The sequence below is a fragment of the uncultured Mailhella sp. genome (assembly GCF_944324995.1).
Lineage (GTDB): Bacteria > Desulfobacterota > Desulfovibrionia > Desulfovibrionales > Desulfovibrionaceae > Mailhella.
Window position 1 is genome coordinate 1 of record NZ_CALUYL010000038.1, and the last position, 23,048, is coordinate 23,048.

Genomic DNA, 23,048 nt, shown 5'->3' on the forward strand with positions numbered 1-23,048 from the left:
CTTCCAGTACGGCAAAAACGGACATCACCTGCTGGAATCCGCCGCCAAGGGACTGGGCCTTGCGCTGGCGCAGGCTGTACGACGCAGCGACGACCGCATGCCCAGCACCAAGGGGAGTCTCGACTGATGCCTTTCCGTCATTTTCTTCTCGTTCTGTTCAGTCTGTGCCTGCTGGCCGGCTGCCAGAAAGCCGAGGAACAGCAGCGCCTCATCATGCCCGATCTCGTGGTGGCCGTTGCTCCCTTCACGCAGCCCACGCAGACCGCGGAACTGCTTTCCGGCTTCATTCCCGAAGACCAGAAGCGCATCTCCGACCAGACGCTGAAAAGTCTGGATGCGCTGTTCCGTGAAAAACTTCATCCCAACCTGCATCCCTACGTGTTCCTGAGCGACGCCGACATCAGCGGCGACATGGCGAAGGACGAACGCGGCCGCCGCAACGCCCTCGTCACCTGGGCCGAGCGCGCCAGAAAGGCGGGCGCGGACATGATCATCGTGCCGCAGGTCATCACCATGCAGGAGCGCGTGGGCGGCAAGGCCGGCGTGGTTTCCGCCGCCGCCGTCAACGAGGACTTCTATCTCATCGACGCGCGCAATCCCGTGACGCTCGTCATGCGCTGCCACTTCGCCGAAGAACAGAAGCCCCTGGCCAGCGACATCACCAAAATAGGAACCTTCTTCAAGCGCGGCGGAAGCTGGGTCACGGCGCAGGAACTCGCGGCCGAAGGCATGGACAAGGCCGTGGAGGCGTTCGGACTATGATCATCTTTCCCGCAGTCGATCTGCAGAACGGCAAGGCCGTGCGTCTGAAGCAGGGCAAGGCCGACGAATCCACCATTTTCAGCGACGATCCCGTGGCCGCCGCCCTGCACTGGCAGGAGCAGGGCGCCGAATGGCTGCATCTCATTGATCTCGACGGCGCGTTTCAGGGCAAAAGCGTCAACGCCGATCTTGTGGCCCGCATCAGCCGCGCGCTCGACATTCCCATCGAGCTCGGCGGCGGCGTGCGCGACGAAGACGCCGCCCGCATGTGGTTCGACGCCGGTGTCGCCAGGCTCATCATCGGCACCATGGCGCTGGAAAAGCCCCGGGAATACGCGAGGCTCTGCTCGCTCTTTCCCGGAAAAATCGGCGTCTCCCTCGACGCCGTGGACGGCCGCCTCAAAACCCGCGGCTGGGTGACCGACGCAGGACTCACCGTGGATGAAGTCATGCCCCGCCTCGTGGGCGACGGCACGGCCTTCATCATCTACACCGACATCGCCCGCGACGGCATGCAGAGCGGCGTGAACATGCCCATGCTCTCGCGCCTTGCCCACGCAAGCCCCGTGCCCGTGGTGGCCGCAGGCGGCGTGGCCACGCTGGACGACATCAAGAAGCTCTACCCCCTCAGCGTGGAAGCCAACCTTCAGGGCGCCATCTCCGGACGCGCCATCTACGAAGGCACGCTGAATCTGCCCGAAGCCATGGCCTGGATCAAGGCCCAGAAGGCCTGAACCTCTCTCTGCCCGACAAGCCCGCATTCGCAGGAATGCGGGCTTTTTTTTCGGCCGTGCGCTCGCCCCGGCAGCCCTCGAAAGCAACACCTTCCGCGCAGGCGCGCAGAAGGCGATCAGTCCTTCCGTGCGTCTCGCCTCTTTTCTCACGTCCGCAACTTGCGGCATCGCTTTTTTTTCTTCCCGCAACAAGACCGCAAAAACCTTCCCGGACAACGCGTTTGAGACAAAAAACGCCTGCACATTCTCCGCAATTTCCCGGTATGTTCCCTCAACGTGTGATCCGGTACGCTTGACAGTGCGACGCTTTACGGGCTACTGCTGCCCCATCAACGCCATTTATTACGCAAGGAAGTCATCATGTCCTCCGACAGTCCCAGTCAACGCTGCTTCACCTTCAACCCCCTGAGCTGACCGACCTTGCGCCCCCTCTCCCCGCAGGCCGGACAGCCTGACGAGGAGCTCCCCATGTTTTTTTCCTCCCTCTCCCGCCTCTTCCGGCGGGGCCTCCCCTTCGCGTTTCCGCGCTTTTTCACGCATCCCCATCCTTCCGCACTGCGTTAGTCCCAGGCCGACGCGGTCTTTGCCGTCGACCGCCTTGAGGCCGCTGCGCCGCCCGGGCCCGAACTGCGCTCAAGGCCGCCTCAAAGCGCACGGCAACGCCGCGCCCCTCATTCCCAAAACATCATCCCACACACTCAAAAGGAGATCTTCATGGACAACCACAGCAGCTGCCCGACGAACCGTCCGTCCGTCGCCGTCCTTCTTTCCCCTTCTTCCGACATCACAGAGGAAAACAGCCATGACCCATAAGGAAATTCTGCGTCTCATCTGCGAACTGTCCCATGCCGGCAACACCCGCGACTTTGCAAGACTCGTCGAAAAGGCGCATCCTTCCGACACCGCGGAGGCGCTTGCCGAACTGCCTGTCTCCACCACGCTCACGCTTCTGAAACAACTGAGCGACGAAGTCGCCGCAACCCTGTTCGGCTATTTTTCCGAAGCCCTCCAGACGCAAATTTTTCACGCCCTGCCTCCCGTCGAGGCGGCGCGCCTCTTTGAACATCTGCCCGCCGACGAACGCGCCGACTTCTACGCGCTGCTTTCGCCGCAGGATCAGCAAACTCTGCTTGCCGCTCTGAACGAAGACGTGCGTCGCGATCTGATGCGCCTTTCCGCCTTTTCCGAAGAGAGCACCGGTTCCGTCGCCACTTCCGAATACATTTCCGTGCTGCCCGAAACGCGCGTGGCCGCGGCGCTCAAGACCGTGCGCGCCGCCGCCCGCCGATGCGAATCCATTTACGTCGTCTATGTGCTCGACAGGGAGCAGCGGCTGCTCGGCGCAGCGTCGCTCCGGGATCTGCTCCTTGCCGACGACGGCGAGCTCATGGAAAACGTCATGCGCCGTCACCCGGTGTGCGCCCGCGCGTCCTGGCCCCGGGAGCGCGCCGCGGAAATGATTCGCCGCTACGATCTGCTGGCCCTGCCCGTCACCGACGAACACAACAAAATGATGGGCGTCATCACCGTGGACGACGCCATGGACGTGGAAAAGGAACAGGACGCCTCCCAGCTTGCCCGCTTCGGCGGCACCGCCACGGCCGGGGATGCGGAGCTCGATCTGCTCAAGTCCCCCCTGTTCAGCATGTTCAAGGTACGCGCGTTCTGGCTCGTCTTTCTTACGGTGTTCGGCGTGGTCACGAGCAACTTCGTGGCCGCGCAGGAAGAAATGCTCTCCCGGGTCATCGTGCTCGCGGCCTTCATCGCGCCCATCGTGGACATGGGCGGCAATACGGGAAGTCAGTCCGCCACGCTGGTGATACGGGCCATGGCCGTGGGCGACGTCACCCCCGGCATGAGGGATATGTGGCGCGTGTTCCGGCGCGAACTTCCCGTGGCCTGCGCGCTCGGGCTCACCGTGGCCCTCATCGAAGGCTCGCTCGCCTGGGTTTCCAAGGGCGTCGATGCGCCCGTGCTGCTCACCGTGGGCCTCAGCATGTTCGTCTGCACGGCCTCCGGCGGCCTCATCGGCCTCGCGCTGCCCTTCCTCGCCCGCCGCATGGGCACGGATCCCGCCACGCTTTCCTCCCCGCTCATCACGTCCGTCATGGATCTGCTCGGGGTGTTCATCTACTTCGGCTTCGCCTACCTCTTCCTCGGCGACGCGCTCGCGGCCGCGCTCCGATAAAAAAAGCGCCGAAGCGCCTCCCCGCGCGGGAGACGTTTCGGCGCTGTCCGGCCCTGCCGGAAAAGATCACGACCGTTTCATGGTCAGAAGCAGCACGGAGCCGATGACCAGCGCGCAGCCCACCCAGCCGATGAAGGAAAAATTCTCGTTCCAGAGCCACCAGCACAGCAGCGTGCTGACCACCGGTTCCAGATTGCCCAGAATAGCGGCCTGCACCGGAGACAGATAGCGCAGCGACTGGCCGTACCAGAAATAGGAAACGTAGGTCGAAACAAAGCTGAGAATGAACAGCGCTCCCGCCGCATGCATGGAAATGGGCCGAAAATGCGCGAAGAAGGAAAGCACCACCGCCGCGGGAAGAAAGGTCATGGCAAACAGCGCCTGCGTGGAATAGCGATCCTTGTACCAGGCAAAGAACAGGAACTGAAAGGCGTAGGTGAAGCCGGAAAGCAGGCCGCAGCCTATGCCGACGTACGACACCTCGCCGCCCAGGCTTCCGCCCGAAAGACAGACCAGACTGGTGCCCACAAGCGCCAGCGCCAGGGCCGTGATCTTGGCCGAGTTGATGGCTTCATGAAACAGAATGCGCGAGAAAAAGGCCACCCACGCCGGAGCCGTGAACATGAGAATGATGGCAATGGCTCCGCCGCTTTTCTGAATGGAAATCTGCAGGGAAAGAATCACGAGGGAAACGTTGATCGCGCCGAAGAGCACCATGCTCACGAAGTCGCGCCTTCCGGCATGCAGGCCGCCCACGAGCATGGCGTGAATGAGAAAGCACACGCCGGAAATGGCCATGCGCCAGAACGCCACGGTGGCAGGCTCCATGCCTTCCGCAAAGCACACGCGGGACACGGGCCCGAAATGGCCCACGCCAGAGCGGCAAGCACGCAGTACACCGTGCCGAGCCAGAATCCGCGATCACTGAAATTAAGCTTCATTAACTGATTCTCTCCACTATGCCGAACTCAAGATTGCACGTGCCCGCCAGCGTTCCGAACCGGTCAGCGGCCAGCGCAAGCGCCTTTTCCAGTTCCTCCCTCGGGGAAAAGGAATAGATCACCGTCAGCAGGCGACGACTTTCCGGCGTCACCATGGCCCTCGTGGAATCGCTCGTGGGGCTGCCCACCGGACCTGCGTCGTCGGCCAGAAGCGGCATGCATTCCAGATTCACGGAGTCCTTGCCTATGCCGGGATACGATTCCCCGGGCTTTCCGCGCCGCAGCACGACGGCCCCTTCAAGGCGATCCCTGTCGTAGGTGCCGAGGGAAAATCCCGTTTCCAGAGAAACGAGATTGTTCACGTCCACCACGGCATTGATGCGGTACAGGTCCCGTCCCTGACGGACGCGCCGGTACAGGGCTTCGGACGACACTCTCCAGCGGCCGGGATCCTTGCCGCAGGCGCGGTACGCGCGGCGCGACTCGCCGAGATTCGGCATGTCGGCAAGCGGCGTCGATTCCAGCTGCGCCTTCAATGCGGGCAGCAGCGCCTCCACCGCACTCCACACGGACGCGTCGGATTCGCGAGGTTCCGCGTCATAGATCAGCCAGCCCAGACGGCAGTCCGGGCAGCAGGCATGCATATCGTCGTCAATGCGCAAATCCGGCTTCATGAGACACGCTCCGGTTCAGATATGAAAAAAGGCGGCTGAAATTCTGGTGGAGATGAAGAGAATTGAACTCTTGGCCTCTTGAATGCCATTCAAGCGCTCTCCCAACTGAGCTACATCCCCGTTGCACATGTACATTTGCCAGATTCGGCAGCATCCGTCAAGAAAAAAGATGCATAAGCCCCGTTTTTCCTGCCGAAAGTTTATTCCAGCACGTCAAGGGCGTCGAGCACGGGCTGAAGCGTGCCTTCCTCCTGCGCCTCGCGCATGAGACGGCCGATGTACTGAAGCTGACGCCTCTTCGCCTCAAAGCCGGAAAGCCTGTCGTACTCGTCGAGCCCGTCCTTGAGATCGGGCGGGAGCGGCAGACGGGCCCGCTTCACGGCGGGAATTCTGGCCAGCTTTTCCCCCACGGCCTGCAGCGCGGCGCTGTCGCGTTTTTTCTGCGAACGGCTTACGCGTTCCTCTTCCTCCGGGCCGCCTATCTGATAACGGTTTCTGCGGGGCATTACTGCTGCACCTCGGGACCGCTCTCGTCGGGATTGAAATTGGCGCTCTCTTCCATTTCGAGCGTGTCGATTTTCTCTTCCAGCCACTCCATCAGCGCGCGGGCCGTGTGATAGTTGAAGAGCACCCGCGAATGGATGTGACGCGTAATCACGCGCTCCTCTTCGTCAAAAGGAACCACTTCCGCGCCGAAGGCTCCGTCCGGCTCCACGGCTCTTTCGGAAAACGACGGCAGCTTGTCGCTTTCCACATAGAAATTCACTTCTATTTCACCCTGCGGATTGATGCCGCCCCACACGCCGTGCGTGTACTGCAGACGACAGTCGGGATCCTGAGTGTATTCGTAACGCACCCTGCTGGGATATCTGATCTGACTCATGAGAACCTCTCAAAAATGGGGCCGCCTCGCGGACGAACCTGAATTTCCTTTCATATCCCGCCTTGCCCGGCAAGTAAAGAATATCCTCCCCCCTCCGGGCCGTTTTGCCCCGCCGACACTTGACGGAACCGCGGCCTCGCGGCACATTGGAACATTCCTGACGGCTCAGGCGGGAACCCCGGCCGATCCGACATCACCCCAAGAGGATTTTTATGAACAGCTACACCAAGGAAACGCTGCAAGTCCGCCCCATTTTCGACTTTGAACTGCTGCTGGGACTGCTTTCCGAAAAGCGGCTCGGCGGCAAGGTGCTCGAAGAGCTGGCCGACGCGTGGGAACGCTGGCTGCCCAAGCTGCACGCCATCAAGCTGGAAACCGGCAAAGGCCGCTATCTCGCGCTCTGGCTCGATCAGGACGTGGAAAAGGAAGTGGACGAAGAATGGGCCAAATCCGCCGAATACGGATTCCGCCTGAGCGCCCTTGCCCAGACCATGTGCCAGTGCGCCGTCTATCAGCTCATGCCCGAAGTGGAAGACGCCGGCTGCGCGCCCGCTCCCCAGCCCACGGCCGCGCTCCGCGAAGCGCTGGCCGCCGAAGGCCTGGACTATCAGGACGTCACGCATTCCATGCTGCCCAAGTTCAGCGTGCTCACGCCCTTCCCCTTCCACGGCGCGTGCGACATCTGCTATCTGCGCAAGGAATGCCCCAAGGCCAACGGTCAGTCCAGCGAATTCCGCTCCTTTGAAATCGGCGGCGATCCGCAGCAGCAGGCCTAGTCATGGACCGCGAACGCCTGAAGGAAGGCTTCTTCCATATCTTCAAGGCCGCGGGCTACTCTCTGGCCGGTCTCAGAACGGGCGTGCGCCTCAGTCTTGCCTTCCGGCAGGAATGCGGCGTCTTCATCGCCCTCATCGTGCTGCTCGCCGTGTGCGGCAAGCCCCTCACCACGTGGCTCATCGCGCTCGGGGCGTGGCTGCTCGTCATGATGGCCGAGCTCATCAACACGGCCATTGAAGAGGCCCTCAACCTCATCACGCGCGACTACAACATTGCGGTGAAAAACGCCAAGGACATGGCTTCCGCCGCCGTGTTCCTCATGCTGGCGCTCAACGCCGCGCTCTGGTTCTGCATCTTCATTCTGGGACTGTTCTGAGTCGGACGGGGCGCGTTCTCATTCTCCAAAGCGCGCCCCTCCCGCGCCCGCCTGCCCCTGCCGGAACACGGCAGCGAGCAAACGCAGCCTCTTTGCGCCCGGCGACCTGACGTGCCCGAAACGCCCGACACGCCGGGCGCAGCGCGCAAAACAAGCCCCGGCCAAGCGCTCAGGCGACGCGCGCCCGCGACTCCGAACGCCGCGCCTTCCGATTCCTCTCCGCACTCCTGCGGCACTCCTTCAACGCATCGGGGAAACGCCCATGGAAACCGTTTTTCTCAAAAAAGGCGAAGACCGCCGCCTGCGCGTGGGACACCTCTGGGTGTTCAGCAACGAAATAGACGTCAAACGTTCGCCGCTTTCGTCGTTTGCGCCGGGGCAGTCCGTGCTCGTGGCCGACTGCGGCGGACGTCCGCTCGGCACGGGCTACGTCAATCCCGCCTCGCTCATCGCCGTGCGCCTGGTGAGCCGCAGGGCGGACGAAGCGCTCGACGCGGATCTGCTGCGCCGCCGCCTCTCCGACGCTCTGGCCCTGCGCGAACGCATGTTCCATGCGCCCTTCTACCGCCTCTGCCACGGCGAAGGCGACTTTCTGCCGGGACTCATCGCCGACAGGCACGGCGATCACCTCGTCTGCCAGATCACCACGGCGGGCATGGACGCGCACACCGACGAACTCGTCGCCGTACTCGACGAACTGCTTCACCCCGCCTCCATCCTGCTCGACAACAATGTGGCCTCCCGCGATCTCGAAGGCCTCGAACGCTTTCAGCGCGTCGCCCTGGGTTCCGCGCCCGACGAAATTTTTGTGGAAGAAAACGGCATGCGCTACGCCGTCGCGCTGCGCGGAGGCCAGAAAACGGGCTGGTTCTACGATCAGCGCCTGAACCGCGCCGCGCTTGCGCCCTTCGTGCAGTCGCAGCCGGGCTGCACCGTGCTGGACGCCTTCTGCTACGCCGGAGGCTTCGGCGCGCTGGCGGCCAAAAACGGCGCGGGAAAAGTCACGTTCATGGACGCTTCCGCCCACGCGCTCTCCTACGCCGAGCGCAACGCCGGACAGTTCGGCACGGCCACGGAAGCCCTGCAGGGCGACGCCCTCACCCTGCTCGCCGATCTTCGCCGCGAAGGCCGCACCTTCGACATCGTGTGCCTTGATCCGCCCGCCTTCATCAAGCGCAAGAAGGACGCCCGTCAGGGTCTCGAAGCCTATCAGCGCGTCAACGAGCTGGGCCTCGATCTCGTGCGCCCCGGCGGCCTGCTCATGACCTGCTCCTGCTCCCATCATCTGGAAGCCGACGCCCTGCGCAATCTGGTCACCCGCGCGGCAGGCAAAAGACGCCGTCACGCCCGGCTGCTGTTCCAGGGCTTTCAGGGGCCGGATCACCCCATTCATCCGGCCATGCCCGAAACGGCCTATCTCAAGACCTTCCTTTTCCATCTGCCGGAATAGGCATCAGGGGCGACCTTTTCGGGTCGCCCTTTTTTTGCGCGCGAGCGCCGCTTCCCACGCCGAAAAACGTGAACGCTTCCTGGACTCGGCGGAAAAGGACAAACGACGCGTGTCACCACATCCCCTGCGCGCCCGGCAGACGGCTTTTTTCCGCCGAAGAAGCCGCAACGCGTCCGCCCGGTTCATCGCCGCGCTCTTTTGCCTGCCCCGGGCCTTTGCCGGAAGACTCCGTGCCCTCGAATCCCGGCCCGCGCCACTTGGCAGGCGCCATCGCCGCCGGAGCGCTCCTGCCGAAAACGACCTTTGCTCCCGGCAGCTTATCTTCGCCGGGCCCGACTTGCGCTTGCTGCGCGCTTCTTTTTTCTATACCGTGAAAAACGCGCATTTTCCGCGCCACCCATTCCGGCGCGCCGCCGGCACAAGAGGTTTTTGTCATGTCATCCATTCAGGCTACCCGTATGCTTACCCCGGGCCCCACGCCCATTCCCGACCGCGTTCGTCTGGTCATGGCCTCCCCCCTGCTTCATCACCGCAAGGACGCCTTCAAGACCATTCTGGCCGAAAACCAGATCATGCTCAAAAAGCTCTTCTGCACGGAATCTCCCGTCATTCCGCTGGCCAGCTCCGGCACCGGCGGCATGACCGCCGCTGCGTTCAATCTCTTTGAACCCGGCGAAAAGGTGCTCGTGGCCACGGCAGGCTATTTCGGCAACCGCTGGGTGGACATTGCAACCATGCGCGGCCTCAACCCCGTAATCCTGCGCAAGGACGCCGGCAAGTCCTTCGATCCCGAGGAAATCCGCGCCATGCTCGACGCCGATCCCGCCATCCGCGGCGTGTTCATGCAGATTTCCGAAACGTCCACCGGCGTGCTTCATCCCGTGCAGGAAGTGGCGGCCGTCACCCGCGAGCGCAACGTGCTCTTCGTGGCCGACGGCATTTCCGCGGTGTCCATCTCGCCCGTGCGCATGGACGAATGGGGCATCGACTGCCTCATCACCGGCTCGCAGAAGGGCCTCATGCTGCCCCCCGGTCTGGCCTTCATCGCCCTCTCGCCCCGCGCCTGGAAGCGCGCCGAAGAAGTGCGCCCCCAGTGCTACTACTTCGATCTGATTCAGGAGAGGGCCAGCTGCGCCAAGAATCAGACGCACTACACCTCGCCCATCAGCCTGCTCATGGGCCTGCACGAGGCGCTGACCATGCTGCATGAGTTCGGCATGGAAAACGTGTTCAAAAAGCAGTGGGCCCTCACGCAGATGGCCAGAACCGGCCTTGCCGCCATGGGCATGAACCTGTTCGTCAAGGAAGAAGGCCGCTACACCTGGGGCCTCACCAGCGTGCTCATGCCCGAAGACATGCCCGCCGGTCCCATCGTGGCCAAGGCCTTCAAGGATTGCGGCGTCATTCTCACCGCCGGTCAGGGCGACCTCAAGGACAAGGTGATACGCCTCGCCCACATGGGCTGGATAGACTGGGCCGATCTCGCCGCCGGTCTGCATGCGCTTGCCTGGAGCCTGCCGGAAAAGCCGAAGGGAGCCTATCTCGAAGCCGCGCTCGACGCCTATCACGCTGCCCTCGGAGAATAATCGGCAGACGCCGCTCCCGGACGAAGCCTCCGGCAACAACGCGTCCCCGTCTCCGGCAAGACGCGCCCGGAGCTTTGCCGACGCCTTTTCATCCCAAAAAAGAACCGGCCTGAGCAGTTCAGACCGGTTCTTTCATAGAAAAAGCCAGGAAAGCGTCAGCGCAGCAGCATGAACACGCCGGTGAATATGCACAGGAAGGCAATGGCCTTCTTGAGCATCGCCGTATTCATGTGACTGGCCGCGCGTATGCCCGCCCAGACGCCCACGCTCTGAAGCACCACGGACATCAGCGCAATATTCCAGTTGATCTGGTCGATGATGATGTTGCCGATGCTGCCGGAAAGACAGGCGAACATCTGGAAGGGCTGCGCCGCCGCCACCGTGGCGAAGGGCGCAAAGCCCATGATGATCATCATGGGCACGGAAAGCACCGGGCCTCCCATGCCGGTGAGGCCGGCCATGAATCCGACGAAGGAGCCGACGAAGAGCAGATAGCGGAAGCGTCCGCGTTCCGTTTCCATGCTCCGCATGGGATGGGGCTGGCGCAGCGCGGCCGCGCCGGATATGATGATGAGCACGGCCAGAATGGCGTTGAGCGCCACATCGCCCACCACGTGCTTGGTGAGCGCGCCGAAGCAGCTGAACAGCAGCGCGCCGATGCACTGAGGAATCACAATCTCCTTTTTCAGATTGCCGCGCTTCCAGTGCAGGAACGTGCCTACCGCGGCGGTGAAGAAAAAGCTGCACAGCGCCGTGCCCGACGCCAGGGAAAGCGGCATGCCCGTGCCGTACTGTATGGCCGGAATGAGCAGAATGCCGCCTATGCTGGTGGCGCCGCAAAGAAAGCCCACGACTACGAAACTGATGATGAGAGAAATCGTCATACTCCGTCCCCATGACCGGACACCCGACGGTCTTCCCCCGTCGTCAGGGCGCGGCGCTCCCGTTTCACGCTGTGCATTTTCGCCTATGCCGTACGGCACAGCGTTGCGGTCTCCTGCGGACGCCGCCGCGGCATCCCTTGTCCGATCTCACCGGCATATTCAGCAATATGTCGATATCAATAGTAAAAAAGTTTTTCAGCGGCACGCGCCGCTCTGGCATGAAACATGCATTGCATCCCTGATGAAACAAACAGACCTGTGAGATAATCCATGCGACTTTTTCTTGCCACCGCCTTTTGTCTGACGCTTTTTGCTCTCAACTCCATCTTGTGCCGGGCGGCTCTGGTCGTCTGGGGCATGGAGCCGCTCCAGTACACCGCCATCCGCGGCCTTTCCGCCGCAATCATGCTGGCTTTGCTGTGCGCTCTTCACGTGGTGCGCGCCGCGCCCGGCAAAGGCTCCGTATGGAAACAGGCCTGGAAGGAAAGTTCCTGGGCCGGTTCCCTGTTTCTCTTCCTGTACATGATATGCTTTTCCCTCGCCTACATGACCATGCCTTCGGCCGCAGGCACGCTCATCATCAACATTTCCGTGCAGTTCGGCATGGTAGGATGGGGCCTCGCCCACGGCCTGCGGCTCACCCGCATGCAGGCGGCGGGCCTTGCTCTGGCCTTTGCCGGCCTTCTGGCCCTGCTCTCTCCCGGCCTCACCGCTCCGCCTCTGGTCGGCGCCCTGCTCATGGTGATTTCCGGTCTTTCCTGGGGCGGATACAGCATCTGCGGCCGCGGCGCATCTTCCGCCTCGCTGGCCACGGCGGGCAATTTCTTCCGCTGCGCCATTGCGGGCGTCGTCACCGCATGCGCCGCCATGATGTTTGAGGGCCCCGCGCATCCGGCGGCCTGGGCCTGCGCCCTGGCCGCCGGAGCCGTGGCCTCCGCGCCCGGATATGTTCTGTGGTACGTCATCGTTCCGCGCTACAGCCTGACCGGCTCGTCCGTCATTCAGCTCAGCGTGCCGCTCATCACTGCGGTGCTGGCCGTGCTGCTGCTCAATGAGCCCATCACCCTGCGCCTCGCCCTGTGTTCCGTGCCCATTCTCGGCGGCATCTGTCTGGCGCTCGTTTCCAGGCAAAAGGCCTAGCGCGCCGCTACAGAACTTTCAGCCCATGTTTCTCAAGATCCTTGATCTTGCGGAACATGGTGCTTCTGTCCATGCGCAGCATTTTGGAAGCCGCCGTCATGTTGCCGGAAAAACGGGCGATGGCCGCGCGCAGCATGCGGCATTCCATTTCCCGCATGATGTCGTGATAGTCCTTGCCCTCGAAGTCGAATTCCGCCGACGCGGGAGCAGGCTCCCGCAGCGAGGACGACGAGCTGATGGGCAGATGGTAGGCCCGCACCACGTTTTTCGGGCACGTGACCACGGCTTCCTGCATCATGCTCTTGAGCTCCCGCACGTTGCCCGGCCAGTCGTAGGACAAAAGCAGCGGCTCCACGTCGTCGCCCAGGGTCATTACTCTGTTGTATCTTCTGGAAAACTGCTGGAGGAAAAAATTGGCCAGCGGCATGATGTCTTCCTTTCGCCTGCGCAGCGGAGGAATGTTCAGCACCGCAATTTTCAGCCGGTAGTAGAGATCGCTGCGGAACTCTCCGCGGGCAACGGCCTTTTCCAGATCCTTGTTGGTGGCGGCCACCACGCGCACGTCCACCTTCTTGGGCGTGTTGGCTCCCACACGGACGATGACGCCGTCCTGCAGAAAGCGCAGCAGTCTTGTCTGAAGCGGCAGGGGAAGTTCGCCTATTTCGTCGAAGAACACCGTGCCCCCGGCCGCGGCTTCAATAAAGCCTATGCGGCCGCTGCGGTTCGCGCCGGAAAAGGCTCCGCCCACGTAGCCGAACAGCTCGGATTCGATGAGGTTCGGGGAAATGCTGCCGCAGTCCACCTTGATGAACGGCTTGTCGGCCCTGCGGCTCATGGCGTGTATGCGCTGGGCCATCACGTCCTTGCCCACGCCGGTTTCGCCGAGTATGAGCACGGAGATGTCCGTCTGCGCCATGATGCGCGCCTTGGCCAGAAAGGATTCCATGGCCGCGCTGAAAATGAAATTGCTTCCGTCCTCCACGGTCTGCAGACTGGAATTGTTGATGCGCACCATGGTGTTCAACAGATCGCGCTGATGCGCCAGCTTGTTTTCCATGTTCACGATGGTGCTGATGTCGCGGATGAAGGTGATGCACATGACCACCTTGCCGTTTCTGTCCAGAATGGGAAAACCGTCGAGCGAAAGATGCTTTCCGTTGGAAAGCGTCTGTATCTTTGAGACAGGGCGGCCGGAACTGATGACTTCGGGATTGACGGCCACGTCGAAAATGCCTTCGGCCACAATGCTCGTCGCCTTGCGTCCCATCATCCACTTCTTGGAAAATCCGCTCAGCTCCTCGTACTTTTTATTGACGAAAAGACATGTGGAATCTGCATCGCTTATCCAGATGCCGTCCTGGAAAACGTCGAAAGCCTGTTCCATATATTCAAGAAGCACGGAATCCATGGATAACCCGAAATAAGGATAAAAATTTCTGCCTGCCCAGTCATTTTGCAATAATTTAATCCTGTTCACAATACTTTCCCAAAAAGGGGAATGCCGTGGCTGGGTACAAAAAAGGCCGCCGCGATAACGCGGCGGCCCCTTATTTACACCGCGTTTTCGTAGCGGCCCCTTGACGGAACATTAATCTTCAGGAATTTCCAGCACTTTGCACGCATTTTTGTACATGATCTTCTCACGCACGTCTTCAGGCAGATCCATGGCGGCATAGTTGGCCAGGCATTCGCCCTGCTCCACGAACGGATGGGCGCTGGCAAACACCACCTTGTCGGCGATCATGGACTTCATGGCGCTGATGTAGGTTTCGCACATGGGCGCGACTTCATATTCCGAAATGTCCATGTACACGTTCTTGTTGCGATAGCAGGCGTAAATGGCCTCATGCACGTACGGATAGCCGCCGTGGCTCATGACTATCCTGAGTTCGGGGAAGTCGCGGGCCACCACGTCCACGTCGCGCGGATCGGTGTAGGTCATCACCGCGCCGGGAACCTGAGGCGGCGGAGCCATGGTGATGAACACCGGCACGTTCAGTTCGCAGCACTTGGCGTAAATGGGATAGTAGCGGGCTTCGCAGGGGCTGATGTGAGCAAGATAGGGATCGGTGGCAATGCCCTTCATGCCGTATTCCTTCACCACCTTTTCCACTTCGCGCACGGCGCCCATGCCCTTGTGCGGATCAATGCCCCAGAAGCCGAGGAACATGTCGGGATAGGCGCGGCAGAATTCCAGCACGCTGCCGTTGTTGTCCGGGAAGCCGTAGGTGGTCTGGCAGTCGCGGCCGGTAATGACGCAGCGCGTCACGCCGCGGGCCTTGAGGTCCGCCACGATCTCGTCGAGAGTCTGCGGCTTCCACTTGTCGAAGCCGCTGGCCTCGCAGCTGGCCTTGAACATGGTGCTGTTCTTGATGCCGTTCAGAATGGCCTCGGTGTGAGGCCGAAAACGAAAGTCGATAATCTTCATCACCAGTCCTCCCTGGTTGAAGGATCATGCATAAAAAGGAGCTACTTTGCGCCTCGTTCCTCGTCCACGATGGCCTGCACGCGCGCGGCGACGCCGGCGGGCAGGGAAACTTCGCCCATGGGATACTCTCTTCCCAGGAACATGTATTTCTGCGTTCCCAGGCGATGGTAGGGCAGCGCTTCATAGGAAACGTTGGCGTAGCCCTTGAGCAGCCGGCCTATGGAGCGGGCGGTTTCGTCATCGTCGTTGAAGTCGGGAATGACGGGCGTGCGCACCAGCACGGGCTTGTCGGGGAAGGTTTCCAAAAGCTTCTTCAGGTTGGAGAGAATAAGCTCGTTGCCTCTGCCCGTGGCCCACTTGTGCTTTTCGGAGTCAGTGTGCTTGACGTCGAAAAGGATGTTGTTGAGGAGCGGAGCCGCCTCTTCCATGGTTTCCCACGGCACGCAGCCGCAGGTTTCGATGGCCGTCTTGATGCGGCGTCTGCGGGCCTCGCGAAGAAGCGCCAGGGCGAACTTTTTCTGGAACAGCGGCTCGCCGCCGGAAATGGTCATGCCGCCGCCGGAACGGGAGTAGAAAATGGAATCCTGAGCCACCACGTGAAGCACGTCCTCAACGGTGCGGTTCTTGCCGTACACGATGAGGCTCTGCGCGGGACACGCCGAGGCGCAGGCGATGGTTTCGCAGTCGTTGCAGTGGGTGCAGTCGATGTCGAGAGCGCCGTTGACCGCGCGGATGGAGCCGTAGGGACAGGCGGGAATGCAGAAATTGCACTTGGCCGGAGAAATGCAGCGGGTGGGGTTGAAGGCCATCTGCGGCTGCGGTTTCTGGGATTCGGGGTTGCTGCACCAGCGGCAGGCCAGAGGGCAGCCCTTGGTGAACACAATGGTGCGTATGCCCGGACCGTCGTGAACGGAATATTTTTGAATGTTGAACACCAGGCCGGTGACTTTTCTGTCCTCAAACGTACTCATGATAACCTCGCGTGCGGCTGCGAAAAGGGGCGGTCTGCCCTCCGGAAACGCCGCGCCCGGAATCGGACGCGTTCCGATAAAAGAAAACCGGCTCCTCCCCGGCAAGGAGGAGAAGCCGGCGGGGCATCAGGCCCCTTGTCTACTACAGATCGTCGTGATCGGTACGGGCGATCAGGTCATTCTGAAGGTCGGGCGACAGGTCCACGAAGTAGGCGCTGTAACCGGCCACGCGAACGATGAGGTTGCGGTACTTCTGCGGATCCTTCTGAGCGGCAAGCAGGGTTTCCTGATTGAGCACGTTGAACTGCAGATGCCACAGCTTGAGGTCGCACCAGGTGCGGATGAACTGCACCAGCTTTTCGGTGCCGGCTTCGCCTTCCACGCTCTTGGGAGTGAACTTGATGTTCAGGAGGCGGGCGGCGCGGTTGCGCAGGCCGTAGTTCTTGGTCTTGTAGTTGGAGAGCAGAATGGCGGTAGGACCATTCACGTCCGCGCCGTGGGAGGCGGAAGAACCGTCGGACAGCGGGAACCATTCGGTACGGCCGTTAGGCGTGGCGCTCACCACCTTGCCGAAAGGCACGTGGGAGGTGAAGGGCACGTAGCGCACGTCGTTGTTGATGCCCATTTCGGGGGAGTACTTCTGGGCGAATTCCACGCAGATGCGGTCGATGGCCTTGCCGATTTCGTCGGCATAGGGATCGTCGTTGCCGTAGCAGGGGCAGCTCTTCACGAGCTGCTGGATGTCTTCGTAGCCCACCCAGTTGTGATCCATGGCTTCAAGGAGCTGATCCATGGTGATGCGCTTTTCTTCAAACACCAGCTTCTTGATGGCGGCCAGGGAGTCGATGACCGTGCCGAAGCCCATGAATTCGAAGTAGCCGAAGTTGGCGCCTTCGGGGATGATGCGGGTGTGCAGGTCGAGGCAGTACTTCATGCAGAGATCGTGCAGAGCGGAGCCCATGGGCTGGGCGAAGTGTTCGGCGCGAACCTTGGTGACGATGTACTGCTGGGTGAACGTGGCACGCAGGAACAGGTCCTGCTGAGCCTTGTAGGCTTCCCACATGTCGTCCCAGGTCTTGAAGGTGCGGGGATCGGGAGTCTTCACGCCGAGCTGCTCGTCGCCGTACTTCTTCATCTTGCCCTGACGCAGAGCCATTTCCAGAGCCGCGGCGAAGTTGGTGTACGCACCGCCGGAGGTGTAGGTGTCGCGGTTGGGCATACGGGTTTCGGTGCAGCCGGACACGGCGTAGTCCAGAGCTTCTTCAAAGGTGCCGCCCTTGGAGGCGTACAGCGGCACGACTTCTTCGTCGTTGCAGAGCTTGGGGAAGCCGGAGCCGTACTTGATGGTTTCGGCCACGTCCCACAGGTATTCGTCGGGAGAGAGCGAATGCACGCGGGCGGCGAGGTCAGGATAGTGCAGGGGGAATTCACGCTTGGAGCGCAGGAACAGGTGGGTCAGTTCGTTGGTGGCGTCCACGCCGTCCTTGGTCTGTCCTCCGATGGTCACGGCTTCCCAGTGAGCATAGCCTTCGTTGAAGGCGCCGCCCTGAGGAGAAATGTACATGTCGATGAATTCGGCCATGCCGACCCACATGCATTCCAGAAGTTCCATGGCCTTTTCTTCGGTGAGCACGCCGGCTTCCATGTCCTGCTTGTAGTAGGGATAGAAGTACTGGTCCATGCGGCCGTTGGAAATGGTGGTGCCGGTCTTCTGTTCGATGCGGGAGAACATCTGCACGAACCACTGGGACTGCACGGCTTCATAGAAGTTGCTCGCGGGTTCCGCAGGCACCTTTTCAGCGATTTCGGACATTCTCAGAAGTTCGGCCTTGCGCACGGGATCCGTGGTGGCGGCGGCAACTTCGCGGGCCTTGGCGGCGTAGCGGCGGGCCCACAGAACGATGGCGTCGCACACGATGACCACGGCTTCCAGGAAGGGACGCTTGTCGGCCTGATCCACGGGGCTCGCGGGATCAAGGGCGGCCAGCTTGGCTTCGGCTTCGGCCTTGATGCCGTTGAAGCCGCGCTTGAGCACCTTCTCGTAGTCGTGCACCCACTGGATGGAGGAACGGAAGGAAGAGGTTTCGTTCACCACGAAGCGGGAGATGAGGCCTTCATCGTCCACGTAGGTGAGCTTGTGAACCCATTCGGGGAGAGCCTTGTTCAGGGCTTCGTGATAGGTCTTGCCCTTCCAGTAAGGAGCGATCTCCTCCATGACGATCTTGGCGTCTTCGGGGCTGATGGTGGCGGGGGACTGCTCACGGGTGGGCAGGTCGCGCACGGCGATGTCGAGGAAGTCGCCGTCGAGTTCAGGATACAGGATGCCGTAACGGCCGATCTTGGAGCCGGCGCGGCCGAGCAGCAGCTGACCGTCTTCGACTTCCACGGTCATGTTCTTGGCGATGTGCATGAGCGCCTTGGCCCAGCGGAGCACGAGGGGCTGACCTTCGGTTTCCTTCATGGACTGGGTGAAGTACAGGGCGCGTTCCACGTCGATGACGGGGGTCTGTCCTTCAAACTTGGCGATGAGGTCGAACACGCGGGCATGCGTGTCATAGTACTTGTCCTTTTTGCCCTTCTGTTCGTCAAAGATGCGCTGTTCCTGCGGGGAATGGCATTCACAGGCTTCGGGGTTGAGCATTTCAATGGCACTCATGTGAACTCCTTGAAGGTTCGTTTCGGACCGTGCCTTTCGGGCGCAGGCTCCGGGAGCATAGGGCTCCTGAAATAGGTGAGGAGGGAGACTCCTTCCCGGGATTTTCCCGGGAAGGTCCTTAGGTTGCCGGGTTTGCCGGGACTATCCCGCTCCGCCGACCAGGCAGAGAGGAATGGCCGGGATGTAGGTGATGAGCAGCAGCACGACGATCATCAGGGCGATCATGGGCAGGCTGGCCTTGGCGATCTGCTCGATGCGGGTTCCGGAAATGCCGCTCGCCACGAAGAGGTTGACGCCCACGGGCGGGGTGAGGAAGCCGATGGCCAGGTTCACCACCATGATGATGCCGAAGTGCAGGGGCGACACGCCCACGCCGGTCACGATGGGCAGGAGGATGGGCACCAGGATGACGATGGCGGCCAGAGCTTCCATGAACACGCCCACGATGAGCAGCAGCACGTTGATGATGAGCAGGATGGCGATCTTGCTGCTGGTGAATCCGAGGATGGCGCGGGCGATGGTGCCGGGCACGTCTTCAATGGTCATGATGTTGCCGAACAGGGTGGCCATGGCCATAAGCACGATGATGACGGCCGAGGTTTCGCAGGCTTCCACGCAGCAGGCGCACACCTTGCGGAAATCCAGTTCGCGGTAGATGAACACGCCCACGATGAGGCCGTAGAAGGAGGCCACGGCTGCGGCTTCGGTGGGGGTCATGAGGCCGCCGTAGATGCCGCCGAGCACGATGACGGGAACAAGCAGAGCCCACTTGGCGTCCCACACGGCGCGGGTCACGGTGCCCACGGTGCGGGTGCGGGCGGAGCCGCGCCAGTTGTTCTTGCGGGCGGCGTAGTAGGAATAGCCCATGAGCACGGCGCCGGTGAGCACGCCGGGAACGATGCCGCCGATGAACAGATCGCCGATGGAGACCTGAGCGGCAATGCCGTACACCACGAACGGGTTGCTGGGAGGAATCATGACGCCGATGGCGCCTGCGGCCGCCACAATGGCCGCCGCAAAGGTTTTGCTGTAGCCGCGTTCTTCCATGGCGGGAATGGTCAGGGCGCCGATGGCCGCCACGGTGGCGGGGCCGGAGCCGCTGATGGCGCCGAAGAACATGCAGGTGGCCACGGTGGTCAGCGCCATGCCGCCGTACATGCCGCCCACGAGTTCGTCGGCGAGTCCGAGCAGGCGCTGGGAAAGTCCGCCCGCGCCCATGAACACGCCGGCGGCGATGAAGAACGGAATGGCCATGGTGGGGAAGCTGTCCAGCGAGGTGAAGGACACCTGGGCCAGATATTCGATGGGCAGCGTATCGGCACAGAGAATGGTGGTCAGCGCGGACATGCCGAGGCCGATGGCGATGGGCACGCCGGTGACGCAGAAGATGAGGAAGTAGCCGAACAGGGCGGGAACGGGATCAATGTATTCGGCGAGCACGCAGGGCGACATGACCGCCACCGCGACGACCGCGCCGATGATAGAATCCAGAACGCCCGTGACCTTGATCTGCTTGATCATGGACTGCACGAGTCTGAGACTCATGAGACCGAAGCCGAGAGGCAGAATGAGATAGGGAATGAGGAACGGAATGCGCATGGCCGCCGTATGCTGGGGGAAGCGCTGGAGACGTTCGATCTGGCCCCATCCGTAATAGGTGATGGTAAGGGTGAGCATGAGGAAGATGAGTTCCACAAAGATCCAGCTGATGCGCTGGAGACGCGGAGGCAGCATCTGATACACGAAGTCGATTCGGATGGAGCTGCGCTTGCGTATGGCCACGCTCACGGCAATGTAGGAGATCCAGATGAAGATGTAGCGGGAAATTTCTTCGGTCCAAACCGCAGCGCCGGCGCGTTCGACGAGGGGCGTGATGAAATAGCGGTAGATGACCTGCCAGGTGATGAAGAAAATGATGGCAAGAAGGCCTGAAACCAGAAAAATATTTTCAAAGTTCTCGTCAAGCCAGTGCAGAATGCCGGGGGATTTTTTCGTGTCGGTGCTCATGGATTTCAAGCCTCAGAGATAAGAATGAAGCGGGCGGAGATCTCTCCGCCCGCAGGCGGCATTACTTCTGGGTGTCAGCAATGAGCTTCAACAGATTGGGATCGATTTCCTTGGAGAACTGATCGCGCACGGGCTGGGTGAGCTTGTAGAATTCGGCTCTTTCAGCGTCGGTGAGCATGTGGATCTTGATGCCCTTGTCGCGGAAGGCCTGCCAGGCCTTTTCTTCGAGCTTCACGGTTTCGGCGCGTTCCCAGTCGGTGGCTTCACGGGCGGCTTCCATGATGATCTTCTGCTGTTCGGGGGTGAGGCTGTCCCACTTGGCCTTGTTCATGAGCAGAATGTGCATGGAGTAGTTGTGCTCGGAGTTCATGGCATACTTCAGAACTTCGGTATGCTTGGAGTCGTTGAGCAGGGAGAAGGTGTTGCCTTCGGCGTCCACGGTGCCCTGCTGCAGGGCGGTGTAGGTTTCGCCCCAGGCCACGGGGGCGGGGTTCATGCCGAGTTCGGTGGCCACGGCCACTTCAACGGGGGAGTCGGTGGTGCGCACCTTGAGGTTCATGAGGCTCTTCACGGAATCCAGAGGCTTGGTGGAGCTCACGAAGTTGCGGTAACCGTATTCGCTGAACATGATGGTCTTGAGACCGCACTTTTCAGCAACCTTGTCCAGAGCCTTGCCCAGTTCGCCCTCGTCAAGAGCCTTGTACAGGTTCTGCTGATACTTGGGAGAGGTCACGTAGGGAAGGTCGATGGCCATGTAGTCCTTGGAGAAACCGGCCAGGTTGGGAGTGGAGCTCGAAGACATGTCGAGGGTGCCGGCCTGCGCGGCTTCGGTGGTCACGCGGTCGGAACCGAGCTGACAGTTGGGGAATATCTGAATTCTGATCTTGCCGCCCGATTTCTCTTTGACCAGGGCTGCGAACTTTTCGTAACCGACGGTGACGTTGTTGCCCGGAGCCATGGGATGACCGAGGCGCAGGGTGAGGGGACGTGCAGCTTCAGCAGGAGCGTAGGCACCCATCAGACCGATAACGGCGACACCGCAAAGCAACGTACGAAAAAGTTTCATAGCTTCTCCTTCACAGTTTTATACGATTAGCCGGGCATCCGGCATATTCCCTGGAACGAAGTCTTCGGTTTGAACCTTTTGGTGCAATCTCATTTCCAAATGCGGTTCGAGGCTGCACACTTTTTCCAATAAGCAAGAATCGTGCCAACGGTCACATTTTTGAGCGTTGAAAATTTTATTGTTCAAATACAAATGGTTATTAGTTGTTCAAGTATTATCCACAAAAATGCCCGCACCCCGCATTTTTTCACTGAAATTCACAAATACATAAATTTTTCAATATATTATCTTAATTTGTGATTTTTATAATTTTGCTATTGTATTATTCTATTTCGCATAATATGCATACTTGCATATTATTTTCTGCATATATTACCTTATCATCTAAAATTATTATATTTTTGTTTATGCAGCCCTGCATGTGAGCTTTTATTCATTATGCCGAAATGCATATGCAGGTCTTTTGACGACGCCCTTCTTCAGCCTCGGAAGGCAGAACGCTCTTCCCGGGGCGTCGGCGACAAGGCACGGCAAAAAAGAGAACCCTTGAAAAAAGCGCATTTTTCGTCCCGCCTTTTCCCCGAACACGGGCCTCTTGCCTTGATTTTCAAGCTTGTATAAAATATAACAAGTCTTTCTTCAAAAGGTTCGCCGGGTTGAAAACACGTTTTTTTCCTCCTCCTCAGCGCCGCCTGCGGCGGACGCTTCTTTTCGGAGCGTCCGCCCGGAGCTTGCGCGCGTAAACTTTAACAACGTGCCCTTCCGTCGGCATATGAATGTTCAACATGCCGTATTTACTTCACTTCGCTTTTAAAACCACGGAATGCGCCCGGAAAATCGACTTGTGAAGAGCTCGCGGATACGCGTAATTATCTTGCAATTACCGACGATATTCTGATAAAGTGTCTGCCGATAGTTTTCTTTCGGCGTCATGAACCTTATTCTCTGGAGGTTTTCCCACCATGGCTCTCAATATTCTCATCATCGGCGGCGTCGCCCTCGGCCCGAAGGCCGCCGCTCGCGCCAAGCGTCTCATGCCCGACAGCAACGTCACCATGATCGATCAGGGCACCTACATTTCCTACGGCGGCTGCGGCATCCCCTACTTCGTGGGCGGCGACGTTCCCCAGATGAACGGTCTGCGCACCACCAACGCCGGCGTCGTCCGCGACGAAGCCTTCTTTAAGGAACTCAAGGGCGTCAACGCGATCTGCCACACGCGTGCCCTTTCCATCAACCGCAAGGAAAAGACCGTCACCGTCGAAAACACCCAGACCGGCGAAAAGAGCGACATGCCCTACGACAAGCTGGTCATCGCCACGGGCAGCAGCCCCCGCATTCCTCCCATTCCGGGCGCGGATCTGAAGAACGTCACCTCCGTCACCTGCCTTGAGGCCGCCAAGGCCATTCAGGAACAGTGCGCCGCCCGCAAGATCAATCACGCCGTCATCATCGGCGCGGGCTTCATCGGTCTGGAAATGGCCGTGGCTCTGGCCGACATGTGGGGCATCAAGGTGACCGTCAT

At 60.6% G+C, this 23,048-nt stretch carries 21 protein-coding genes, 1 tRNA gene and 1 pseudogene; 10 read left to right on the forward strand and 13 right to left on the reverse strand.

The genetic code is table 11. The features are described 5' to 3' along the window. From Q0K02_RS11950 to mgtE, 4 genes and pseudogenes are all read left to right on the forward strand, one after another. Positions 1–127 (forward strand): annotated as a pseudogene (locus Q0K02_RS11950) (imidazoleglycerol-phosphate dehydratase); the annotation flags it as partial. Beyond that, positions 127–762 (forward strand): nucleoid-structuring protein H-NS, encoded by a 636-nt coding sequence (locus tag Q0K02_RS11955; RefSeq protein WP_294489253.1) that lies wholly within the window; start codon positions 127–129, stop codon positions 760–762. The pseudogene Q0K02_RS11950 and the gene Q0K02_RS11955, both read left to right, overlap by 1 nt. Next, on the forward strand, positions 759–1,496 hold the full coding sequence (gene hisA, locus Q0K02_RS11960) for a 1-(5-phosphoribosyl)-5-[(5-phosphoribosylamino)methylideneamino]imidazole-4-carboxamide isomerase (protein ID WP_294489258.1): 738 nt from the start codon (positions 759–761) through the stop codon (positions 1,494–1,496). Before Q0K02_RS11955 ends, hisA begins: the two co-directional genes overlap by 4 nt. 802 nt (positions 1,497–2,298) lie before the next feature. Beyond that, positions 2,299–3,684 (forward strand): magnesium transporter, encoded by a 1,386-nt coding sequence (gene mgtE, locus Q0K02_RS11965; protein ID WP_294489260.1) that lies wholly within the window; start codon positions 2,299–2,301, stop codon positions 3,682–3,684. A 66-nt stretch (positions 3,685–3,750) separates the two neighbouring features. Here mgtE and Q0K02_RS11970 read toward each other — a convergent pair whose 3' ends face one another. The 5 genes from Q0K02_RS11970 to Q0K02_RS11990 form a co-directional block, all read right to left on the reverse strand. Continuing rightward, positions 3,751–4,512, reverse strand: coding sequence for an EamA family transporter (locus tag Q0K02_RS11970; RefSeq protein ID WP_294489265.1), 762 nt, complete (start codon positions 4,510–4,512; stop codon positions 3,751–3,753). A gap of 112 nt (positions 4,513–4,624) precedes the next feature. Then, positions 4,625–5,299, reverse strand: coding sequence for a phenylalanine--tRNA ligase beta subunit-related protein (locus tag Q0K02_RS11975; RefSeq protein WP_294489267.1), 675 nt, complete (start codon positions 5,297–5,299; stop codon positions 4,625–4,627). Between the two features lie 44 nt (positions 5,300–5,343). Continuing rightward, positions 5,344–5,419, reverse strand: a tRNA-Ala gene (locus tag Q0K02_RS11980). Between the two features lie 80 nt (positions 5,420–5,499). Then, a complete protein-coding gene (yjgA, locus tag Q0K02_RS11985; protein ID WP_294489270.1) occupies positions 5,500–5,805 on the reverse strand; it encodes a ribosome biogenesis factor YjgA in 306 nt (101 codons plus the stop codon). Continuing rightward, positions 5,805–6,182: a hypothetical protein gene (locus tag Q0K02_RS11990; protein ID WP_294489275.1), complete on the reverse strand. Its 378-nt coding sequence runs from the start codon at positions 6,180–6,182 to the stop codon at positions 5,805–5,807. Before Q0K02_RS11990 ends, yjgA begins: the two co-directional genes overlap by 1 nt. A gap of 212 nt (positions 6,183–6,394) precedes the next feature. Here Q0K02_RS11990 and Q0K02_RS11995 point away from each other — a divergent pair, with 212 nt between their 5' ends. The 3 genes from Q0K02_RS11995 to Q0K02_RS12005 all read left to right on the forward strand — a co-directional run bounded on the left by Q0K02_RS11995 (position 6,395) and on the right by Q0K02_RS12005 (position 8,785). Then, the gene (locus Q0K02_RS11995; protein WP_294489277.1) at positions 6,395–6,958 is read left to right on the forward strand and encodes a hypothetical protein; all 564 of its coding nucleotides are present in this window, start codon (positions 6,395–6,397) and stop codon (positions 6,956–6,958) included. Positions 6,959–6,960: 2 nt separating this feature from the next. Continuing rightward, positions 6,961–7,335 (forward strand): diacylglycerol kinase, encoded by a 375-nt coding sequence (locus Q0K02_RS12000; protein WP_294489280.1) that lies wholly within the window; start codon positions 6,961–6,963, stop codon positions 7,333–7,335. 262 nt (positions 7,336–7,597) lie between these two features. Next, positions 7,598–8,785 carry a class I SAM-dependent rRNA methyltransferase gene (locus Q0K02_RS12005; protein WP_294489283.1) on the forward strand — a complete coding sequence of 396 codons (1,188 nt, stop codon included), beginning with the start codon at positions 7,598–7,600 and terminating at the stop codon, positions 8,783–8,785. A gap of 112 nt (positions 8,786–8,897) precedes the next feature. Here Q0K02_RS12005 and Q0K02_RS12010 read toward each other — a convergent pair whose 3' ends face one another. After that, positions 8,898–9,230: a hypothetical protein gene (locus tag Q0K02_RS12010; protein ID WP_294489285.1), complete on the reverse strand. Its 333-nt coding sequence runs from the start codon at positions 9,228–9,230 to the stop codon at positions 8,898–8,900. Here Q0K02_RS12010 and Q0K02_RS12015 point away from each other — a divergent pair. Continuing rightward, the gene (locus Q0K02_RS12015) at positions 9,220–10,371 is read left to right on the forward strand and encodes an alanine--glyoxylate aminotransferase family protein (protein WP_294489288.1); all 1,152 of its coding nucleotides are present in this window, start codon (positions 9,220–9,222) and stop codon (positions 10,369–10,371) included. The two genes, Q0K02_RS12010 and Q0K02_RS12015, sit on opposite strands and share 11 nt — an antisense overlap. 155 nt (positions 10,372–10,526) lie before the next feature. Here Q0K02_RS12015 and Q0K02_RS12020 read toward each other — a convergent pair whose 3' ends face one another. After that, positions 10,527–11,255, reverse strand: coding sequence for a sulfite exporter TauE/SafE family protein (locus Q0K02_RS12020; protein ID WP_294489291.1), 729 nt, complete (start codon positions 11,253–11,255; stop codon positions 10,527–10,529). Between the two features lie 270 nt (positions 11,256–11,525). Between Q0K02_RS12020 and Q0K02_RS12025 the strand changes: the two genes are divergently transcribed. Then, positions 11,526–12,395, forward strand: coding sequence for a DMT family transporter (locus Q0K02_RS12025; protein ID WP_294489294.1), 870 nt, complete (start codon positions 11,526–11,528; stop codon positions 12,393–12,395). 7 nt (positions 12,396–12,402) lie between these two features. Here Q0K02_RS12025 and Q0K02_RS12030 read toward each other — a convergent pair whose 3' ends face one another. From Q0K02_RS12030 to Q0K02_RS12055, 6 genes are all read right to left on the reverse strand, one after another. After that, complete coding sequence (locus Q0K02_RS12030; RefSeq protein WP_294489297.1) at positions 12,403–13,803, reverse strand: sigma 54-interacting transcriptional regulator; 1,401 nt, start codon at positions 13,801–13,803, stop codon at positions 12,403–12,405. Between the two features lie 180 nt (positions 13,804–13,983). Then, positions 13,984–14,823, reverse strand: coding sequence for an amidohydrolase family protein (locus Q0K02_RS12035; RefSeq protein ID WP_294489343.1), 840 nt, complete (start codon positions 14,821–14,823; stop codon positions 13,984–13,986). 41 nt (positions 14,824–14,864) lie between these two features. Next, positions 14,865–15,794: a glycyl-radical enzyme activating protein gene (locus Q0K02_RS12040; RefSeq protein WP_294489328.1), complete on the reverse strand. Its 930-nt coding sequence runs from the start codon at positions 15,792–15,794 to the stop codon at positions 14,865–14,867. A gap of 142 nt (positions 15,795–15,936) precedes the next feature. Beyond that, the gene (locus tag Q0K02_RS12045; RefSeq protein WP_294489331.1) at positions 15,937–18,450 is read right to left on the reverse strand and encodes a pyruvate formate lyase family protein; all 2,514 of its coding nucleotides are present in this window, start codon (positions 18,448–18,450) and stop codon (positions 15,937–15,939) included. A gap of 141 nt (positions 18,451–18,591) precedes the next feature. Then, on the reverse strand, positions 18,592–20,457 hold the full coding sequence (locus Q0K02_RS12050) for a TRAP transporter large permease subunit (RefSeq protein ID WP_294489334.1): 1,866 nt from the start codon (positions 20,455–20,457) through the stop codon (positions 18,592–18,594). A gap of 61 nt (positions 20,458–20,518) precedes the next feature. After that, positions 20,519–21,523, reverse strand: coding sequence for a TRAP transporter substrate-binding protein (locus tag Q0K02_RS12055; RefSeq protein ID WP_294489337.1), 1,005 nt, complete (start codon positions 21,521–21,523; stop codon positions 20,519–20,521). Positions 21,524–22,485: 962 nt separating this feature from the next. Between Q0K02_RS12055 and Q0K02_RS12060 the strand changes: the two genes are divergently transcribed. Further along, on the forward strand, positions 22,486–23,048 hold a 563-nt coding region (locus Q0K02_RS12060), incomplete at its 3' end, for an FAD-dependent oxidoreductase (RefSeq protein ID WP_294489340.1).

Bases quoted from the DNA above. Each gene is read 5' to 3' on its own strand.
- Q0K02_RS12005 (WP_294489283.1), top strand. From the start codon at position 7,598: ATGGAAACCGTTTTTCTCAAAAAAGGCGAAGACCGCCGCCTGCGCGTG.
- yjgA (WP_294489270.1), bottom strand. From the start codon at position 5,805: ATGCCCCGCAGAAACCGTTATCAGATAGGCGGCCCGGAGGAAGAGGAA.
- Q0K02_RS12030 (WP_294489297.1), bottom strand. From the start codon at position 13,803: ATGGATTCCGTGCTTCTTGAATATATGGAACAGGCTTTCGACGTTTTC.
- mgtE (WP_294489260.1), top strand. From the start codon at position 2,299: ATGACCCATAAGGAAATTCTGCGTCTCATCTGCGAACTGTCCCATGCC.
- Q0K02_RS11995 (WP_294489277.1), top strand. From the start codon at position 6,395: ATGAACAGCTACACCAAGGAAACGCTGCAAGTCCGCCCCATTTTCGAC.
- Q0K02_RS11970 (WP_294489265.1), bottom strand. From the start codon at position 4,512: ATGGAGCCTGCCACCGTGGCGTTCTGGCGCATGGCCATTTCCGGCGTG.
- Q0K02_RS12035 (WP_294489343.1), bottom strand. From the start codon at position 14,823: ATGAAGATTATCGACTTTCGTTTTCGGCCTCACACCGAGGCCATTCTG.
- Q0K02_RS11990 (WP_294489275.1), bottom strand. From the start codon at position 6,182: ATGAGTCAGATCAGATATCCCAGCAGGGTGCGTTACGAATACACTCAG.
- Q0K02_RS11975 (WP_294489267.1), bottom strand. From the start codon at position 5,299: ATGAAGCCGGATTTGCGCATTGACGACGATATGCATGCCTGCTGCCCG.
- Q0K02_RS12000 (WP_294489280.1), top strand. From the start codon at position 6,961: ATGGACCGCGAACGCCTGAAGGAAGGCTTCTTCCATATCTTCAAGGCC.
- Q0K02_RS12045 (WP_294489331.1), bottom strand. From the start codon at position 18,450: ATGAGTGCCATTGAAATGCTCAACCCCGAAGCCTGTGAATGCCATTCC.
- Q0K02_RS12055 (WP_294489337.1), bottom strand. From the start codon at position 21,523: ATGAAACTTTTTCGTACGTTGCTTTGCGGTGTCGCCGTTATCGGTCTG.
- hisA (WP_294489258.1), top strand. From the start codon at position 759: ATGATCATCTTTCCCGCAGTCGATCTGCAGAACGGCAAGGCCGTGCGT.
- Q0K02_RS12040 (WP_294489328.1), bottom strand. From the start codon at position 15,794: ATGAGTACGTTTGAGGACAGAAAAGTCACCGGCCTGGTGTTCAACATT.
- Q0K02_RS12020 (WP_294489291.1), bottom strand. From the start codon at position 11,255: ATGACGATTTCTCTCATCATCAGTTTCGTAGTCGTGGGCTTTCTTTGC.
- Q0K02_RS12010 (WP_294489285.1), bottom strand. From the start codon at position 9,230: ATGGATGACATGACAAAAACCTCTTGTGCCGGCGGCGCGCCGGAATGG.
- Q0K02_RS11955 (WP_294489253.1), top strand. From the start codon at position 127: ATGCCTTTCCGTCATTTTCTTCTCGTTCTGTTCAGTCTGTGCCTGCTG.
- Q0K02_RS12050 (WP_294489334.1), bottom strand. From the start codon at position 20,457: ATGAGCACCGACACGAAAAAATCCCCCGGCATTCTGCACTGGCTTGAC.
- Q0K02_RS12025 (WP_294489294.1), top strand. From the start codon at position 11,526: ATGCGACTTTTTCTTGCCACCGCCTTTTGTCTGACGCTTTTTGCTCTC.
- Q0K02_RS12015 (WP_294489288.1), top strand. From the start codon at position 9,220: ATGTCATCCATTCAGGCTACCCGTATGCTTACCCCGGGCCCCACGCCC.